Origin of the sequence: Autumnicola aciditolerans, assembly GCF_041679265.1 — a bacterium.
Classification (GTDB): Bacteria; Bacteroidota; Bacteroidia; order Flavobacteriales; family Flavobacteriaceae; genus Autumnicola.
The window spans coordinates 19,526-38,263 of the sequence record NZ_JBGFSM010000001.1 but is presented as its reverse complement, the minus strand read 5'-3'; the positions used below and the strand labels follow the sequence as shown (position 1 = coordinate 38,263).

18 protein-coding genes and 1 tRNA gene are annotated in these 18,738 nt (G+C 38.6%); 14 read left to right on the top strand and 5 right to left on the bottom strand.

Features of this window, described 5'->3' with window-relative positions:
• Positions 1-44: 44 nt before the first annotated feature.
• The 11 genes from rsgA (at position 45) to AB8M93_RS00145 (ending at position 12,769) form a co-directional block, all read left to right on the top strand.
• Entirely contained in the window at positions 45-998 is a 954-nt protein-coding gene (gene rsgA / locus AB8M93_RS00195) for a ribosome small subunit-dependent GTPase A (protein ID WP_373055493.1), read from the top strand.
• On the top strand, positions 995-1,447 hold the full coding sequence (dtd, locus tag AB8M93_RS00190; RefSeq protein ID WP_373055491.1) for a D-aminoacyl-tRNA deacylase: 453 nt from the start codon (positions 995-997) through the stop codon (positions 1,445-1,447). The genes rsgA and dtd overlap by 4 nt, the downstream gene beginning before the upstream one ends.
• Positions 1,448-1,624: 177 nt before the next feature.
• Complete coding sequence (locus AB8M93_RS00185) at positions 1,625-3,637, top strand: DUF3858 domain-containing protein (RefSeq protein WP_373055489.1); 2,013 nt, start codon at positions 1,625-1,627, stop codon at positions 3,635-3,637.
• 73 nt (positions 3,638-3,710) lie between these two features.
• Positions 3,711-5,624, top strand: coding sequence for a DUF3858 domain-containing protein (locus AB8M93_RS00180; protein ID WP_373055488.1), 1,914 nt, complete (start codon positions 3,711-3,713; stop codon positions 5,622-5,624).
• An 18-nt stretch (positions 5,625-5,642) separates the two neighbouring features.
• Positions 5,643-7,649 (top strand): transglutaminase family protein, encoded by a 2,007-nt coding sequence (locus tag AB8M93_RS00175; protein ID WP_373055487.1) that lies wholly within the window; start codon positions 5,643-5,645, stop codon positions 7,647-7,649.
• A 3-nt stretch (positions 7,650-7,652) separates the two neighbouring features.
• Positions 7,653-7,979, top strand: coding sequence for a nucleotide pyrophosphohydrolase (locus tag AB8M93_RS00170; protein WP_373055486.1), 327 nt, complete (start codon positions 7,653-7,655; stop codon positions 7,977-7,979).
• 17 nt (positions 7,980-7,996) lie between these two features.
• Positions 7,997-8,242 (top strand): hypothetical protein, encoded by a 246-nt coding sequence (locus AB8M93_RS00165; protein WP_373055485.1) that lies wholly within the window; start codon positions 7,997-7,999, stop codon positions 8,240-8,242.
• A 9-nt stretch (positions 8,243-8,251) separates the two neighbouring features.
• Positions 8,252-9,481 carry a 3-phosphoshikimate 1-carboxyvinyltransferase gene (gene aroA / locus AB8M93_RS00160; protein WP_373055484.1) on the top strand — a complete coding sequence of 410 codons (1,230 nt, stop codon included), beginning with the start codon at positions 8,252-8,254 and terminating at the stop codon, positions 9,479-9,481.
• Positions 9,482-9,561: 80 nt separating this feature from the next.
• Positions 9,562-10,617 (top strand): tRNA preQ1(34) S-adenosylmethionine ribosyltransferase-isomerase QueA, encoded by a 1,056-nt coding sequence (gene queA / locus AB8M93_RS00155; protein ID WP_373055483.1) that lies wholly within the window; start codon positions 9,562-9,564, stop codon positions 10,615-10,617.
• A 70-nt stretch (positions 10,618-10,687) separates the two neighbouring features.
• Positions 10,688-11,731 (top strand): dual-specificity RNA methyltransferase RlmN, encoded by a 1,044-nt coding sequence (rlmN, locus tag AB8M93_RS00150; RefSeq protein WP_373055481.1) that lies wholly within the window; start codon positions 10,688-10,690, stop codon positions 11,729-11,731.
• A 60-nt stretch (positions 11,732-11,791) separates the two neighbouring features.
• The gene (locus tag AB8M93_RS00145; protein ID WP_373055480.1) at positions 11,792-12,769 is read left to right on the top strand and encodes a polyprenyl synthetase family protein; all 978 of its coding nucleotides are present in this window, start codon (positions 11,792-11,794) and stop codon (positions 12,767-12,769) included.
• Positions 12,770-12,841: 72 nt separating this feature from the next.
• On the opposite strand, the gene AB8M93_RS00140 is transcribed toward AB8M93_RS00145, so the two are convergent.
• The 5 genes from AB8M93_RS00140 to AB8M93_RS00120 form a co-directional block, all read right to left on the bottom strand.
• Entirely contained in the window at positions 12,842-13,081 is a 240-nt protein-coding gene (locus AB8M93_RS00140) for a hypothetical protein (RefSeq protein WP_373055478.1), read from the bottom strand.
• A 79-nt stretch (positions 13,082-13,160) separates the two neighbouring features.
• Positions 13,161-13,379, bottom strand: coding sequence for a hypothetical protein (locus tag AB8M93_RS00135; RefSeq protein ID WP_373055477.1), 219 nt, complete (start codon positions 13,377-13,379; stop codon positions 13,161-13,163).
• A 46-nt stretch (positions 13,380-13,425) separates the two neighbouring features.
• Entirely contained in the window at positions 13,426-14,202 is a 777-nt protein-coding gene (locus tag AB8M93_RS00130) for a TIGR03915 family putative DNA repair protein (protein WP_373055476.1), read from the bottom strand.
• Entirely contained in the window at positions 14,199-15,464 is a 1,266-nt protein-coding gene (locus tag AB8M93_RS00125) for a putative DNA modification/repair radical SAM protein (RefSeq protein WP_373055474.1), read from the bottom strand. Before AB8M93_RS00125 ends, AB8M93_RS00130 begins: the two co-directional genes overlap by 4 nt.
• A 69-nt stretch (positions 15,465-15,533) precedes the next feature.
• On the bottom strand, positions 15,534-16,442 hold the full coding sequence (locus AB8M93_RS00120; protein WP_373055473.1) for an alpha/beta hydrolase: 909 nt from the start codon (positions 16,440-16,442) through the stop codon (positions 15,534-15,536).
• Between the two features lie 101 nt (positions 16,443-16,543).
• Here AB8M93_RS00120 and AB8M93_RS00115 point away from each other — a divergent pair, with 101 nt between their 5' ends.
• The 3 genes from AB8M93_RS00115 to AB8M93_RS00105 all read left to right on the top strand — a co-directional run bounded on the left by AB8M93_RS00115 (position 16,544) and on the right by AB8M93_RS00105 (position 18,644).
• The gene (locus tag AB8M93_RS00115) at positions 16,544-16,993 is read left to right on the top strand and encodes a GatB/YqeY domain-containing protein (protein WP_373055471.1); all 450 of its coding nucleotides are present in this window, start codon (positions 16,544-16,546) and stop codon (positions 16,991-16,993) included.
• Between the two features lie 83 nt (positions 16,994-17,076).
• Positions 17,077-17,150, top strand: a tRNA-Arg gene (locus tag AB8M93_RS00110).
• A gap of 231 nt (positions 17,151-17,381) precedes the next feature.
• Complete coding sequence (locus AB8M93_RS00105; RefSeq protein ID WP_373055470.1) at positions 17,382-18,644, top strand: site-specific integrase; 1,263 nt, start codon at positions 17,382-17,384, stop codon at positions 18,642-18,644.
• Positions 18,645-18,738 lie beyond the last annotated feature (94 nt).

Below are 18,738 nucleotides of genomic sequence, written 5' to 3'. Positions count from 1 at the left end.
ATCTAATTCGTTCAACAATTGAATTAAGAATATTTTAACACTGCATGAAGGGAACGGTATATAAATCTACAGGAAGCTGGTACCAGGTAAAGACGGAAACGGGAGAAATTTATAACTGCCGCATCAAAGGGAAGTTCCGCATAAAGGGTATTAAAAATACCAATCCGGTAGCTGTTGGGGATAAAGTGGTTTTTGATCCGGAAGAGCAGCAGGGGGAGGAGCAACAGGGGGTGATAAAAAAGATTGAAGAAAGGGAAAATTATATCATCCGTAAGTCGGTGAATCTTTCCAAGCAAACCCACATTATCGCCTCTAATATCAACCAGGTTTTTCTGATGGTCACCCTTAATAATCCCCCAACCTTTACCAGTTTTATAGACCGCTTTCTGGTCACCGCCGAAGCCTACGATATAAAAGCGGTTATCCTTTTCAATAAAATAGATACTTATGATGAAGAGGAAACGCTGGAAATTAAATTTCTGGCCAAACTCTACCGGGATATCGGGTATGAATGTATAGGGATTTCAGCAAAAACCGGAAAAAATGTGGAGAAAGTAAAGGAGATGATGCTTGGCAAAACCAGTATGTTCTCAGGGCACAGTGGAACGGGCAAATCTACGTTAATCAATGCGCTGGAGCCACAATTGAATTTAAAAACTGCCGAAATTTCTGAACAGCACCGGCAGGGGCAGCATACCACCACTTTTGCTGAAATGTTCGATCTAAGCTTTGATGCCCGCATTATTGACACTCCCGGAATTAAAGGTTTTGGGGTGGTAGATATGGAAAAAGAAGAAATAGGCGATTATTTTCCTGAGTTTTTTGAGCTGAAGCAGGACTGTAAATTTTATAATTGTCTGCACCTGGAAGAGCCAAAATGTGCAGTTAAAGAAGCCCTGGAGGAAGGGGAAGTCGCCTGGTCCAGGTACAAAAGCTATTTGCAGATCATGGAGGGCGAAGACGAGAATTACCGCATAGATAATTATTCAAAACCATGAGAGTAGTATTACAAAGAGTATCAGAGGCTTCTGTAACTATTAATCATCGGGTAAATACGGTAATAGATAAAGGTTTGCTCATTTTACTGGGAATAGAAGAGGAAGACAATGAAGAAGATATAGAGTGGCTGTGCAATAAGATTGTAAAAATGCGCATTTTCAATGATGCGGAGGAGGTAATGAACCTTTCACTTCTGGATATTAACGGAGATGCCATTGTGGTAAGCCAGTTTACCCTACATGCCAGCACAAAAAAAGGGAACCGCCCCAGTTATATAAAAGCCGCAAAGCCAGAAATTGCCATTCCGCATTATGAAAAATTCATTGAGGTGTTGGAAGAGAAGCTTGGCAAAAATGTGGGGACCGGAGAATTTGGTGCCGATATGAAAGTTAGCCTTTTAAATGACGGGCCGGTAACAATTTTGATGGATTCAAAAAATAAAAGTTAAAAAGAGTTAATTTTTTATATATTGCGACCGTTATGAAATCAACAGAAGAATAATATTTCGCAGCAGGAAATAAAATTTAGTACTTTTTTTGTGCTGCCTAATGTGAAATTCTGCAGGTTCCATACCATCTTAACTTAGTAAATAACCTGACCCTACATTAAAAACGGTACCTTTAAAATGGTTCTGAATAAATTCGTATATGCATTTCTATGCATTTTTATTTTTAGTTATAGCAGGGCTCAGGATTTAGACATGCCCAAGGTTTCTCAAGAAGATCTGGAAGCTAAAGTTTATGCTAAAGATGCTACCGCACCGGCAGTTTATCTCTATAAAACCCGCGAAACTTACTTTGATTATGCCGAAGAAGACGGCTGGTTTCTTATCACACTGGTCACCGAGCGAATTAAGATCCTCAACAAGGACGGATTGGACTATGCCACCAGGAAAGTAAAAGCCTATAAGAATGATTCTGAAGCTGAAAGAATAGAAAAAGTAGAAGGGGTCACCTATAATCTTGAAGAAGGCAAAATAAACAAAGTAAAACTGGATGAAGGTGTTCTTTACGAGAAAAATATAAATGAGCACTGGGATGAATTTGCCTTTACAATGCCCGCGGCCAAAGTGGGTTCTGTTATAGAATGGAGTTATCGCCTGGTTTCACCATTCCTGAAGATAGATGATCTTGTTTTACAGGAAAACATTCCTGTTTCACATTATCTTGCCAAAATAAGATATCCCAGGATGTTTGGTTTCCGGCTTATTAAAAAAGGCAATTTTGAAATTGAACCTAAAACCACTGTAGACAGGAGAAGCCTTAACTTTTCTTATGATTCGCGAGGGGGGTATGGAACCACTACTTTAAGATCTAACACTGCAAAAGCTAATTTTTCTGAAGTTACTAACTACTATGAAAAAAATGATATACCGGCATTAAAACCGGAGCCCTATGTTAATAATCTTAATAATTACAGGTTCTCCGTTTTTTATGAGCTAATTTCTACAGAGTTTTCCGAAGGAAATCTGAAAAATTACGCAACTACCTGGGAAGAAGTCGCACAAACCATTTTTAAATCCAAAAATTTTGGGAAACAACTTGAAAATACCCGTTTTCTGAAGAAGGAAGCTGAAGTGCTTAAAGAAAAATATCCTGATAAGGCCGAAAGGATTGAGCAGGTACTTCAATTTGTACAATCAAAAATGACCTGGAACGGATACTACGGTAAATACACCGAAGAGGATATTTCCAGGGTCTATAAAGAGGGCGTAGGAAATGTGGCAGAAATTAACCTTATTCTGGTTGCTTTATTAAGAGAAAGTGGCATTGATGCCAACCCGGTTTTAGTCAGTTCTAAAAACAACGGCATTCCAATGTTTCCAACCCTGGAAGGTTTTAATTATGTTATTGCCGGTATAAGGGAACCTGGAAGAAATATTCTTTTGGATGGTACAGATAAATATAGCACACCAAATATACTTCCTGCAAGAGTATATAACTGGACTGGGCGAATGATAAACAAATATGGCGCTTCACAGGAAGTAGAGCTTCTTGGAGATGCCATGGCCAATGAATTTCTTTCAGTAACAGGCACTATAGACGGGGATGGTAAACTCACCGGTACGGTAAGCAGGCGGTATGGAAATAATGAAGCTTTAAGGTACCGCGATAAATATGATAAGTTGCCAAATGAGGAAATAAAAAAATTAGCTGCAGAGGAATTAGCGATAGAGGATTTAAAAGCTTTTGAGGTGGAGAATATGCATGATATTAAAAAGCCTGTTATAGAATCTTTTAATTTTGAGACAGGTAAAGGTATGGATGTAATTGGCAGTAATATATATCTTTCTCCTTTATTGTTTTATGGCCTGGAGGAAAGCCCTTTTAAATCTGAAGAAAGAAATTTCCCGGTGGACTTTTTATATCCGTTTTCCACTACTAAAACTTTTAATTTAAAAATTCCGGACACCTATAAGGTGCTATCGCTCCCTGAGCCTTTAAATGTAGCCCTTCCGGAAAATTTGGGAGCCTATACCTATAAGGTAGTGGTGGCGCCCGGCGGATTGATCCAGGCAATCTCGCGTTTTTCAATTAACCGCCAGGAGATATCAGAAAGGAATTATAAGGCACTGCGAGAGTTCTTTAAACTTCGTGTTGAAAAGGAAAAGGAGAAAATTGTTCTGGAGAAAATTTAAGTTTAACTTTTAGGGATAAAATATTTTAGAAAATTTTCTATACTTTCAATATTATTCCGCTATTCAAATCTTAATGAAAAAACGTTTTTTATTTCTATTGGTTGCTTTCTATTCATTAAGCATCCAGAGCCAGGAATTTTATCCGGTTTCCGGCATAGATCCAGATCTTCTTAAAAATGCCAATGCTGTGGTAAGGGATTACAGCCGTAGCATTACCATTGAAGATTTAGACAAAGTTGTTATTAAAACAAATAAAATTATTACCGTGCTAAACGCCAAAGGAGACCGTTTTCTGGGAGCGTACGAACTATATGATGACTCTGAAAAAATTAAAGAGCAGAAAGCGGTAATCTATGATAGAAATGGTAATGAGCTGGAAAAATTCAAAAGCAGGGATTTCCAGGACCAGAGCAATTATCCCTCCTTCGTTCTGTTTGCAGATAACCGGGTGAGTAGGTTAGATTACGTGCCCCGTAACTATCCTTATACTATAAGTTATACCAGTGAAGTAGAAAGCACAAACAGCGTTTTTCTGCCTGATTGGTGGCTGGTTAGTGGATTTAATTTAAGTGTGGAGAATACCTCATATCAACTTGTAAATAATATTAAAACCTCTCTTCGGTTTTTAGAAGCCAACCTCGATAGCCTAAAAGTTGAAAAAGAGGTGGATGATTTTAATTTGACTTATAAAGCACATCATATTCCCGCCATGCAGCAGGAGGTTTTAAGCCCCGAATTCTCAGAGCTTGCCCCCAAACTTTTGGTGGCACTGGAGGATTTTCATTTAGGAGGGATTAATGGCAAGGCCAAGAACTGGGAAGAATTTGGGAAATGGCAGTATGAAAACCTGATTAAAGGCCATGATGAACTGCCACAGGAAACCGTTGCGAAAATCAGTGCTTTGGTTAAAGACGCTATCTCTGTTGAAGAAAAGGCAAGGTTAATTTACAATTATGTGCAAAATAAAACGCGTTACGTAGCCATAGCATTGGGTATTGGCGGATGGGAACCGGCTGCTGCCAATGAAGTGGATAATCTTGGCTATGGCGATTGCAAAGGGCTTACAAATTATACCAAGGCACTATTAAAGTCACAGGGTATAGATGCTTATTACACGGTGGTAAATTCCGGCGAAAAGATTGATATTAATCCTGAATTTGCCAAAATGCAGGGGAATCATGTGATTTTAAATATTCCTCGTGAGGAAGAAAATGATATTTGGCTGGAATGTACCAACCAGTATTTTCCATTTAACTACATTGGCGATTTTACGGATGACCGTTATGTGCTTAAAATTACTCCTGAAGGTGGAGAAATGGTTAAAACAAGAAAATATTCCGCAGAAGAAAACCTGGAAAAAACCACCTGTACTATTTTCCTGGAAAACGGGGGAGGCTTTGCCGCAGAATTTAAAAGGGAGAGCACAGGAGTACCTTACGGGGACATTTTTCCCATAGCCAGGCAAACCGAGAAAATTCAGAAGAATTATTATCGGGAGGAATGGCCGTATCTGCAAAATATCTCTTTTGATGAAATTAGCTTTAAAAATAACAAAGATTCTATCAGGTTTACTGAAGAGCTGAAATTTCACGGAGACAGATTTGCGATTAAAGCCGGGAAGCGCCTGCTGCTTCCGCTTAATTTTATTAATAACAGCCGCATTCAGTTTGCAGATGATGAAAACAGGAAATATCCGGTGAAAATGAACCGAGGAAAAACCTACGTTGATATTTTTAAATTTGAGATTCCTGAAGGTTATGTGGTGGAAGCCCTGCCGGAGGGGAAAGAAATCGCTTCAGAATTTGGAGATTTCAGGTTTCAGGTAGAAAAACTGGAAAAAACGAACGGGGCAGAACTAATTGTGAAGAGGTTTTTACAGATAAAGGAAGGACAATGGGCCCCGGAAAGATATCAGGATTTTAAAGATTTTATTGATGCCGTAGGCGAGATGAATAGCCAAAAAGCAGTTGTTGTAGAAAAAACTTAGTAAAAATACCCAACCATTATGAAAAATTATTATCCGTTTTTAATGCTACTGTTTATTTTTAATCCTCTTTTTGCGCAAGACTATCGCTTTGGGAAAGTTTCAGAAGAAGAAGTACAGGAAAAGGCATACCCCCTGGATTCTACAGTAAATGCTGCAGTACTTTATAAAAGTCAGGATACCTATTATGAAGTCAATCAACATACAGGATTTACGTTGGTAACCGATGTCTATGAAAGGATAAAAATTTATAAAAAAGATGGTTTTAACTGGGCTACTAAAGAAATCACGGGCTATCAAAATGGGTCTGACCGCGAAAAGATTACCAATATTAAAGGCTATACCTATAATATGGTTGAAGGGAAATTAGAAGACGAAAAGCTTCGCAATGATGGTATTTTTGATGAAGAAGTAAACAAGTACCGCATTAAAACCAAATTAACAATGCCTGGAGTAAAAGAAGGCAGCGTGATAGAATATTCTTATAGTATAAGGTCCCCGTTTTTAACCAGTGTAGACGAGACAAAATTGCAATACACCATTCCTATAAAAAGATTGGAAGCTAAGGTGAAGATCCCTGAATTCTTTGGGTTTAAAATGCACTCCAATCTCAAATCCCGCATAATTTTTAATATAGACCAGGGGAAAGAATCCTTTAAATATTCTTACCAGCAAAGTAACCGGAGTATGAATGGAAGAGTGATATCTACAAATTATTCCACTAATTCTGTAGATTATATGCAGAGTGTGTATACAGTTGAAAAAGATGATATTCCGGCTCTGAAACAAGAACCATTTGTGGACTATCTTCAAAATTACGCTGCTTATATTAAATGGGAACTTATGTACACCAAATTTCCCAATTCTCCTATTGATAATTACTCGCAAACCTGGGAGGGTGTAACCAAATCCATATATGAGGGCCTGGGCAGCGAATTGGATCAGCAGGGATATTTTAAAAAAGATATAGATCAATTGCTGGCGGGAATTTCAAATCCTGCTACCAAGGTGGCCAGGGTTTATGATTATGTGAAGAGCAAAGTAAAATGGAACGAGTTTGTTGGCTTTTACACAGATAAGGGACTTAAATCTGCCTATAAAGATGGGGTGGGGAATTGTGCAGATATTAACCTGATGCTTACCAGCATGCTGCGATATGCCGGCTTAACAGCCAATCCAGTACTTATTAGCACACCCGATAATGGCATCCCTGTTTTTCCCACCCGCAATGGTTTTAATTATGTTATTTCCTGTGTGGAGCTTCCGGAAGAGACCGTGCTATTGGACGCCACAGATCCCTTTGCGGCTATAGGCCAGCTTCCTAAAAGAGCAAGAAATTTCCAGGGAAGGCTTATACGGGAAGAAGGAACTTCAGACTGGGTGGATCTTCTCCCAACAACGCTTTCAGAAGTTAGAAGCTTTTTATATATAGGTTTTGATGAGGATATGAAAATAAAGGGAAAAACAAGTAAAATTTTTCAGGGACTGCATGCGAAAAACTTTCGTGAAAGTAATACGAGGAGTGATGAAAAGTATCTTGAGAAGCTTGAAGGGAAATTGGGAGATTATTCCGTATCAGATCTTGTTGTGGAAAACCGGGAAATTGTAAATGAAAAAATTCAGGAAACCTATACATTTGCTGGTAAAAATGGGGTAGAAGAAATTAATGGGAAAATATATTTACAGCCCTTTCTATTTGAAGCCATGCAGGAAAATCCTTTTAAAGCAGAAGAAAGAAGCTATCCCGTATTTTTCGATTTCCCTTCTATTCAGGATGAATTTATTTCGTTTATGATTCCTGAAGGATATGTTTTGGAGTCTTTCCCGGAAAGTGGAATTTTCCAGCTCAATGAAGGAGCGGTAAAATACACTTTTCTTGTACAGCAAAATGGAGCTGTATTAAGTATAAAATCTAAACTGGAGATGCCACAAACGGTTTTTGCTCCTGAAGATTATGAAGGCCTGAAACAATTTTATAATCAAATAATAGAAAAACAAACAGAAGCCATAGTGCTTTCCAAAGCTTAGAAAATGAAAATACAGGATGCTCAAGAAGCAGTAGATATCTGGATAAATGAACATGGAGTTCGTTATTTCAACGAGCTTACCAATATGGCGCAGCTTGCCGAGGAGGTTGGAGAAGTAGCCAGGATTATTGCCCGGAGGTATGGAGAACAAAGTGAAAAGGAAAGCGATAAAAATAAAGATCTGGGAGAGGAGCTGGCCGATGTGCTTTTTGTAGTTTTGTGCCTTGCAAATCAAACTGGTGTTAACCTGCAGGAGTCTTTCGATAAAAAACTGGATCTTAAAACCAGGCGGGACCATGACAGGCACCATAATAATGAAAAGCTAAAATAATGGGCTTTAAAAGTATTATGTCTAAAGGAAAATACTGGCGATCTGTGGTAGTGCTTGGGCTGGTATTTACCGTATTATACAATGTAATTTCTGTTTTTTTTGAATATGGTACATTTGCATTTGAGCAATATTACCGGGATCATATCGCCGGGAATGGCTTAAAATATGCCATAGGGCAAATAGGAGCCGCACTTTTTTATGGGCTTATCGTGTCGTATGGACAATTTAGGGCAAAGGAAAAGCGGAAAGAAAAATCAAATTAGAAGGCTTCAATGGATATTTTCATATCGCATAATAAAAGCAGAATCAGCGGGGAACTGCAAATTACCGGTTCAAAAAGTGAATCTAACCGGCTGCTTATTCTTAAGGCATTGTATTCCAGCCTTAGCGTAAATAACCTTTCCAATAGTGATGATACACAGGTGATGCAAAAAGCCCTGTCTACAAAGGAAGAAATTGTAGATATACACCATGCAGGAACAGCTATGCGTTTTCTTGCAGCTTATTTTGCTTCCTGTGAAGAAAGGGAAGTGGTGCTTACCGGTAGCAAACGCATGAAGGAGCGTCCTGTAAAGTTGCTTGTAGATGCCTTAAGAAGCCTAGGGGCAGAAATTTTTTATGAAGAAAATGAAGGTTTTCCTCCCTTACGTATAAAGGGGAAAAAACTTGAAAAAAATAAGGTAAGGGTACAGGCAAATATCAGTAGCCAGTATGTTTCGGCTTTAATGCTTATTGCACCTTCCTTGCCAGATGGCCTGGAAATCACACTAGACGGGCAAATTACTTCTGCTCCATATATTTCTATGACCCTGGAGATATTACAAAATGCCGGGGTAAAAGGGGAATTTAAAAATAACCGGATTAAAATTCAGCCGGAAAAAGATTTGCCCTCAAAAACAATCAATATTGAATCGGACTGGAGTTCAGCTTCTTATTTTTACAGTATCGCCGCCATTTGCGAGGAAGCGGAAATAAAACTTTCCAATTATCGCAAAACAAGTTTACAGGGGGATTCCTGCCTGGCCAGGATTTATAAAAATTTTGGGGTGACCACAGAATATCTGCAAGACAGTATTATCCTGCATAAAAAACCATGTAAAAAGCCCAAGAGCATTTCTGAAAATCTTCAAAATTCGCCAGATATTGCCCAGACCATCGCAGTAACCTGTCTTGCATTGGGTATTGGCTGCCAGTTGGGAGGTCTCCACACCTTAAAAATTAAAGAAACAGACCGTTTGGTAGCACTTAAGACCGAAATGGAAAAATTTGGCGCGAGGGTGGATATTACCCAGGACAGCCTACGCCTTTTCCCGGTAAAGGAGCTTGCCAAAGATGTTTCCGTAGAAACCTATAATGATCACCGTATGGCGATGGCTTTTGCTCCTCTGGCACTTAAAACCGGATTTAGGATTAACGATGCAGCAGTGGTTTCCAAGTCTTATCCTTCGTTTTGGGGAGACCTCGAAAAATTAAAATTTTCAGTAAAACAGGCGGACAAATAAATCATTTTTTAAATAAACTCCTATTTACTTGACAACCCCTATGTTGAGGTTGTATATTTGCGCCCTTTAAAAATTCAATTATGGGAATGAAACTTTCACACTTCAATTTTGAACTTCCAAAAGAACTTTTGGCTGAATATCCTTCAGAACACCGGGATGAGGCAAGGCTTATGGTTCTTAACAGGAAAGAGCAAACCATTGAACACAGGCAATTTAAAGACCTTATAGATTATTTTGATCCAAAAGACGTGATGGTATTGAATAATACCAAAGTATTTCCTGCCAGGCTCTTCGGAAATAAGGAAAAAACCGGCGCCAGGATTGAAGTTTTTCTTTTAAGGGAATTAAATCCTGAAACAAAGCTTTGGGATGTGTTGGTGGATCCCGCACGTAAGATCCGTATAGGGAACAAACTTTATTTTGGGGACGACGAGAGCCTTGTGGCTGAAGTTATAGATAATACCACTTCCAGAGGGCGTACCTTAAGATTTTTGTATGACGGCTCTTATGCAGATTTTCGGCAGAAACTAAACGATCTTGGGGAAACCCCGCTTCCAAAATATATAAAAAGAGAGGTGGAACCTTCAGATGAAGAACGTTACCAAACAATTTATGCTAAAAAAGAGGGAGCAGTGGCAGCACCTACGGCTGGTTTACACTTTTCAAAGCACCTGCTGAAACGACTGGAAATTAAAGGAATTGATTTTGCTGAAGTAACCCTTCATGTTGGATTGGGTACTTTTAGTCCGGTAGAGGTGGAAGACCTTTCCAAGCACAAAATGGATAGTGAGGAAGCTTTTATAGACAGCACTGCGGTGAACACCATTAACAATGCTAAAACTGAAAAACGCAGGGTCTGCGCAGTGGGAACCACAGTAATGAGAGCTTTGGAAAGTTCGGTGTCTTCTAATCTTACCCTTAATGAATTTGGCGGTTGGACCAATAAATTTATATTTCCGCCTTACGATTTTAGTATTGCCAATTGTATGATTACTAATTTCCATACTCCAAAATCAACTCTATTGATGATGGTTTCTGCCTTTGCAGGACATGATTTTATGAAGAAGGCGTATGAGGAGGCGGTTAAGGAAAAATACAAGTTTTACACTTACGGCGATGCCATGCTTATTTTATAGAAGATAAATATAATTTGGAATTAGACCTCACAGGTTTCTCAACCTGTGAGGTCTTTTGTATTTTTGCAGTGTGAAAAATGACAAAAAGGATATAAGGGCTTTAACGAAGAAGCAACTTCAGGAATTCTTTGTTTCCCAGGACGATAAATCTTTTAGGGGAACTCAGGTTTATGAATGGTTATGGAACAAAAGTGCTCATACTTTTGAAGAAATGACCAACCTTTCCAAGGAGACCCGTGAGATGCTGATGGATAATTTTGTGATTAACCACATACGGGTTGACCAGATGCAACGCAGCAGTGACGGCACCATCAAAAATGCTGTTAGGTTACATGACGGTTTAACCATAGAATCTGTGTTAATCCCCACTGCTACACGTACTACTGCCTGCGTTTCTTCTCAGGTAGGTTGCAGCCTGGATTGCCAGTTTTGTGCAACGGCAAGATTAAAAAGAATGCGAAATCTTAATCCGGACGAAATTTATGATCAGGTGGTTGCTATAGATAATGAAAGCCATTTGTATTTTGACAAACCTCTTTCAAACATCGTTTTTATGGGAATGGGGGAGCCGCTCATGAATTATAATAACGTGATGAAGGCTATAGAAAAAATAACTTCTAAAGACGGGTTGGGAATGTCTCCTAAACGTATTACCATTTCAACTTCAGGAGTGCCAAAAATGATTAAAAAACTGGCAGATGACGAGGCCAAAATAAAACTTGCCGTTTCTTTACATTCTGCCATAGATGAAGTCCGTACCAAAATTATGCCTTTTAATGCCACTTTTCCGCTTAAAGATTTAAGGAAATCCCTGGAATACTGGTACGCTAAAACCAAAAGCCGGATTACCTATGAATATATTGTCTGGAGAGGTATAAACGATAATGAAGCTGCCGCCCGTGCGTTGGTGGATTTTTGCAAAGCGGTACCCTGCAAGGTAAATCTTATAGAATATAATCCTATAGATGATGGGGGATTTCAACAGGCATCTGCCCGGGCTACAGATATGTACCAGCAAATGCTGGAAAAGAACGGTATTACCGTAACCGTGAGGCGTTCCCGCGGAAAAGATATTGATGCGGCCTGCGGTCAGCTGGCAAATAAGTCGGCATGATCGTCTTTTGAAAAAGCAGTCCCAAATTTCCCATAAAAAGTTATCTTTGCTGATTGCTTTATGAAGGTAATTTCCCAAATAAAACTTCCGGTGGAGAAGGAAATGGAACTTTTTGAAAAAAAGTTCTTCCAGTCCATGACTTCAAAAGTAGCTCTTCTTAACCGTATTACCCATTACATTGTAAACCGCAAGGGCAAGCAGATGCGGCCCATGTTTGTTTTTCTCGTTGCCAAAATGGTATCGGGAGGAAATGTGAACGAGAGGACGTACCGCGGGGCTTCGGTTATAGAATTAATCCATACCGCCACACTTGTTCATGATGATGTGGTGGATGATTCTAACAGAAGGCGTGGTTTCTTCAGCATTAATGCTTTATGGAAAAACAAAATTGCAGTTTTGGTGGGGGATTATCTTTTGTCCAAAGGCCTCCTTTTATCTATTGATAATAATGATTTTGATTTGCTGAAGATCATATCTGTAGCTGTGCGGGAGATGAGTGAAGGGGAGTTGCTGCAGATTGAGAAGGCCCGGCGACTCGATATTACTGAAGCTGTTTATTACGATATCATCAGGCAAAAAACCGCTACCCTTATTGCTGCCTGCTGCAGCCTGGGTGCCGCAGCGGTAAAGCCGGAAAGTGAGGATGTTCCAAAAATGCGCAGGTTTGGCGAATTGATAGGAATGGCGTTTCAGATTAAAGATGATCTTTTTGATTATGGGGAGGAGAAGATTGGTAAACCTACCGGAATAGATATTAAGGAGCAAAAAATGACTTTGCCACTTATTTATACCCTGAATAATTGCTCAAAAAAAGAAAAGGCCTGGTTAATAAATTCGGTTAAAAGGCATAACAAGGATAAAAAAAGGGTGCAGGAAGTTATTGCTTTTGTAAAAGATAAAGGCGGTCTTACATACGCCGAGAGGAAAATGGTTGACTTCCAAAGGGAAGCGCTCCTTATTTTACAGGATTATCCTTCTTCTGCATACAGGAATTCTTTGGAATTGATGGTTAATTATGTTATTGAGAGGAAAAAATAATGATTTTGCCCGGCTTTAGAGCCCGGGAGTAATGAGGTTAAAAAGTTTTCTTTAAAGAAGATTTATTATTCCTTAGATGTCATCATTGGCTTCTTCTCCATTAACATCATCAGTCTCATGAATTTCTTCATCCATTTCTTCTTTCACCTTTTTGGCGCCGTCCTTTATCTTTTCGCCTGCCTTGCGCGCGTTATCTTCAATGTCGTCTCCTATAGCTTCAACGGCATCTTTTGTTTTGTCCTGTGTGCTTTCGCGGCATGAGATAAAAAACATGCTGGCAAGTGCAAAAATTAAAACAAGTTGTATTTTCATATTACATCAATTTTAAAATTTAAAAAAGCCATCTGCTTCTTGCTGGATGGCTTTTTATATAATTCTGAAGAATTAAAGATTACATACCTTCGTCAGTATTATCTACTTCGTCTTCAATTTCATCTCCTGCTTCATCAGCAGCATCTTCGATATCGTTTCCTGCATCTTCAGCAGATTCTTCGATGTCGTTTCCAATTTCTTCAACATCATTTTCAGCATCTTCCTGTGTTGTTTCTCTACAAGAATAGATTGATAATGACATTGTTGCTACTGCGAATAATAAAAATAACTTTTTCATTGTACTATTTGTTTAATTAGTTGAAGGGACAAATTTAAACTATTTTTTAATTATGCAATGGGCTCTTTTCACTTAAATATTTCCAATATCTTTTAGGGACATGTTGCAGGTGCAGCTTTGTGTTTTTTCTGGAGGCGATGTTGGTATGATTAAAATATTCTTTCCATAACTTTTTAAATTCAATCTCCTGAGCAGCAAAAGCTGAATTATTATTAGTGTGAGCGTTAAAATGATGAGCAAAATCGAATGTCACGGGGTTAACTTTCTGAAGATCATAGTACAAGCCAAAACGTCTTTTGAGATCGTAAATAATCCATTTTTGATCTGCATACCTTTTTTCAAAATGCTTCTTTATTAGTGGCAAAACATGGAAATCCGGTTCAATTTTGGCAAAATAAATGCCATCTTTGGTCAATTCAAATCTCACAAAGGCTTCCATCCGGTGCTTTTCCCTACCAACCTTTTTAGCTGTTTGGGCAATTTTGAGAACAGCTGGATGGCTAAAATCCTGATCAATTTGTCTGTCACTTTCTAACATATATTCCAGGTACCGGAACATCATAATTTCAATGCCTTTTTCTTCGCTAAGAAATGCTTTGTAAAGATTGGAACTTCCGGTTGCAGAACTTTTTTTATTTACAGCCAAAGCAACTCTTGACGCTTTTTCATCTTGTGTGATGACATGCTGTACTTTTGCAAAAAATTGTTCTGAAGCTTTTTCCTGTTGTTGGATATCACTAATCTCCAGTTTTTCTTCATAAGCAACAAAGACGCAGGTTAGAAATCCTTTAAAGCTGCCATCATAGGTTAAAATGGTATTCATGAGTTGAACATTGATAACTGTGGACTATAATTTTTGGCAAATTTGCTGCTGGAATTTTTAAGAATCAGATTTTTTATTTTTTCTGAAGAAAGGTCTTTTTTCTCCCATTCATTGGAATTGCAGGTAATAAAATATCTGGCCCGGTTAAGTGACACCCCAATTCTTTTAAGGTGTTCCCAGTTAAGGCTTCGGTATTTCCTGGCATTTAAAATTTTTTGAACAGATTTAAGCCCAACTCCCGGAATTCTTGCCAACATCTGCCTTTCAGCTTTATTAATATCTACAGGAAAATGCTGCATATTCCGGAGCGCCCAGCTTAATTTAGGATCTATGTCTACGTCCAGGTTTTTATGATCTTCATTTAAAAGTTCCCGAATGTCAAAACCATAAAAGCGCAGCAGCCAGTCCGTTTGATAAAGCCGGTTTTCCCGAAGCATAGGGACTGCAGAGGTAAGGGCAGGAAGCCGCGGGTCTGAAGTTACCGGTACATATCCTGAATAGTACACTCTCTTCATATCATATTTCTTGTAAAAATAAGTAGCGGTGTACATAATGTCCCTGTCGGTTTCACCGGTAGCACCTACAATCATTTGGGTACTTTGGCCGGCCGGAGCGTACTTTGGGGTAGATTTTAAAATTTTTTTCTCTTCCCTGTTCTTTATAATTTCATTCTTTACCTTTCGCATAGGTTTCATGAAATCTTCATGATTCTTATCCGGCGCAAGAAGTTTTAGACCGGAAATGGTGGGAATTTCAATATTTACGCTTAGCCTGTCGGCATACAAACCAGCTTCATGCATAAGTTCATCACTGGCGCCTGGAATAGATTTTAAATGAATATAGCCGTTAAAGTTTTCTTCCAGGCGCAATTTCTTGGCTACCTGGATAAGCCTCTCCATAGTATAATCTGCATCTTTAAAGATTCCTGAACTTAAGAACAGGCCTTCAATATAGTTTCTGCGGTAGAAATTTATGGTAAGGTCTACTACTTCCTGAACTTTAAAAGCAGCCCGCTTAATGTCATTGCTTTTTCTGGTAACACAATAGGCGCAATCAAAAATACAATGGTTCGTAAGTAAAATTTTAAGAAGGGACACACACCTGCCATCTTCGGTATAACTGTGGCAAATTCCCATTCCGGAAGAATCGCCTAAACCTTTTCCTTTGTTTTTTCTATTGCTGCCGCTGCTAGAACAGGAAACATCATATTTTGCGGCATCAGCTAGAATAGCTAATTTTCCTTTAATACGTTCAAAGTTCATCTTCCTCAAAGATTTATTCAAAAATAGGAAATATTCCGATGTATAGGAAACAATCCTAATTAAATATTTTTAAGGAATTTCATCTATGAGTACTTCAGCCTGAATAAATTTTTTATCCAGGGCCACTTCCTTTAAAAATTGAAACACCTGCGGCAATTGTTCAAAAGGCATTTCTGAAATTTCATGTCCCGCTTCCTTAAATGTGTAGAGGAGATAAGACGAGTTTAGTTGACTCAGCTTATCTGCAATGGTGCGGGAGCCGTCCAGGATAAGATACCCCGCATCTTCAGAATGGCAAAAATGATGGGGAGCAGTGGCATAGGGTACCAGTTGGTCTGCCGTTCCGTGGAAAAGTATTGCCGGAACTGCGTTGGTTTTATCTAAATACCTTGCATCTATAATGGCGCCTGCCAGGGAAAAAACAGCAGCAAAATTGTGAAATTTTTCATTCGGATTGTCAAATAACAAATCTCTGTTATATACAGCATCAAGAACAGCTTCGGCGCCTGCGCTGCTGCCTCCTGCAATAATATGTGAAGTGTCTATTTTAAATTTCTTATGGTGCTCCATAACATAATCTACAGCATCCAGAAAATCTGTGGCGGCTTCTTTAAAAGTTTCTATTTTTCCTGAAGCTCCATAATCACAGCCAAAAGATTTGCCTTTGCGGGTAAGCCTGTAGGAGATCTGAACGGCTACATATCCTTTTCTTGCAGCCATTTTTGCAAATTTCACTTCTCCTTCATTTCTAGGGCTACCTCCGGCGAATCCGCCACCATGCATAAAAATAATGGCAGGACGTCGAGAAAGCGCATCATTCTTCGGTTGATAAATATCCACTATAAGTTTTTCTCCATTTTTCTGGGCATAGGTTTTGGTAATTACCTGTTTATTTTCAAAAATATCATCTATATATCTGGATTGGGAGTAGGAGGAAAAAGTAATTAACAGAAACAGAAGAAGATAAAAAAATCTCATTTGTTAGCAATTTTTATAAATTCAAGATAGTTAATTTGAAAGGAGATTTAAGTGGTAATTTTAAATTTAAAATTTTATCTTCGCAGCTAGAATTTAAAGAAATGAATTTACAGGAAAAGGTGATGGCAGAAATGAAAGCTGCCATGAAGGCGAAAGACAGTACAAAACTTGAAGCACTAAGAGCGGTGAAGAGTGCGATTCTCCTGGCAAATACTGAAAGTTCTTCTAAAGATGGCCTTTCTGAAGATGAAGAAATGAAACTTTTGCAAAAGCTTGTAAAGCAGCGAAAGGAAAGCGCGGCTATTTATCGGGAACAGGGAAGAGCCGATTTAGCAGAGCCTGAAGAAAAGCAGTCAGAAGTCATTGAAAGCTTTTTGCCCGAGCAAATGACGGAAGCAGAAATTGAAGCCAAAGTAGACGAAGTTATAGCAAAGACCGGTGCCAGCGGAATGCAGGATATGGGAAAAGTGATGGGAGCAGTTACCGCTGAATTGGCTGGAAGGGCAGATGGTAAGACCATCTCATCGATAGTGAAAAGAAAATTGAGTTAAAAAAGTTGAATGTTGAAAGGTTAAAGTTCACTTAGAACTTTGCAAAGTAGGACTTAAATTTTCAACTTCTAATAACTTATAACGGCCCCGTGGCGCAACTGAATAGCGCATCAGATTTCGGCTCTGAGGGTTGGGGGTTTGAATCCCTCCGGGGTCACTTTTAAGAATAACAATTCTTATCAAAACCACGCAAATCTCAGGATTAGCGTGGTTTTTAAGGTTTTAGAGAATCATTTAATTTGATTCGATTTGATTTAAAAAGGTAGCTAAAAGACACCTCTTTTTTTAAAAGACACCTGAGGTGTCTTTTGGAAGTTGATTAAAGTTTGGACAGTATAGTTGATTTGACTTCATCTGAATTAATTGTTTAATCAAAAAGATGACAACTATGAGTACGTCAAACACATTTTCAATGCTTTTTTTGGTGAATCCAAAGAAGGTTATTTGCGATCAGGTAATTATCTATGTTCGAATTACCGTAAACAGTAGAAGAGCTACTGTCAGCACAAGAAGAAAAATTCCTTTGCACCTTTGGGATGCTAACAAAAAAAGGGCACGAGGAAATTCTACTGAGGCAAAACAGCTAAATCAATATTTAGATCTTGTACAGTCAAGACTTTTTCAATGTTATCAGGATTTAGTTTTTAAAGGAAAAAAAGTCACAGCCAAATTAATTAAGGCTGTGTATCTTGGCGAGGATGAAAATTCAAAAACGTTTACTAATCTCATTGATTACCACTCCAGGAAAATAGAGAACACCCTGGCTTCAGGATCTGTCAGAAATTTTGGAGTGACCGAAGGATATATAAAGAAATTCCTGGACAAGGAAAGAAAAACTACTGATGTTTATTTAAAGGAACTTGATTACAAATTCCTGTGCGATTTTGAGAATTTCCTTCTGGAATATTACCCTAAAAAGCATCCCCGGGCAATAAGTCATAATACCGCTATGAAGCATATCCAGCGGTTGCGAAAAATGGTCACTCTGGCTTATAATATGGAGTGGATCGATAAGGATCCTTTCCGTCGCTGGAAAAATACTTTTGAGAAAAGGGAGCGGGAGTTTTTATCAGCAAATGAACTATCAAACCTGGAAACCTACCAGTTTCCTTTAGAAAGGTTGGAGCGGGTACGGGATCTCTTTGTCTTTAGCTGTTACACCGGGATAAGTTATGTAGATGTAATGAAGCTGACTTTGAACAATATTTCTATGGGAATTGACGGCAATAACTGGATCATCACTAAACGGCAAAAAACCAAAACACCAATTAAAGTACCTCTCCTTGAACCGGCCCTGGAGCTAATTAAAAAATATGGCAATCATCCTATGACCATGATTACAGGTACATTACTTCCTGTAATCACCAATGAGAAATTGAACGTATATCTAAAAGAAGTTGCTATTCTTTGCGGGATTAAAAAGAACCTAACCTTTCACATGGCCCGTCATACTTTTGCGACAACTGTAACTTTGAGCAATGGAGTGCCTATTGAAACGGTCTCTAAGCTATTGGGCCATACTAAGATTGCCACTACTCAAATCTATGCCAGGGTTCTGGAAAATAAAGTGAGTCAGGATATGAATGCTTTACGAGAGGTTTTAAAGCGGAAGAATAATCCGGGAAATATGGATCAAAAGAATTCTATTTGAACAGGAGTTTTAAAAATTCATATACTGTCTGAAATTTTTAAACTGTTAAACGTGGTTTTACCACGGGCAGGATATTTTTATCTGGTAGCTGCAG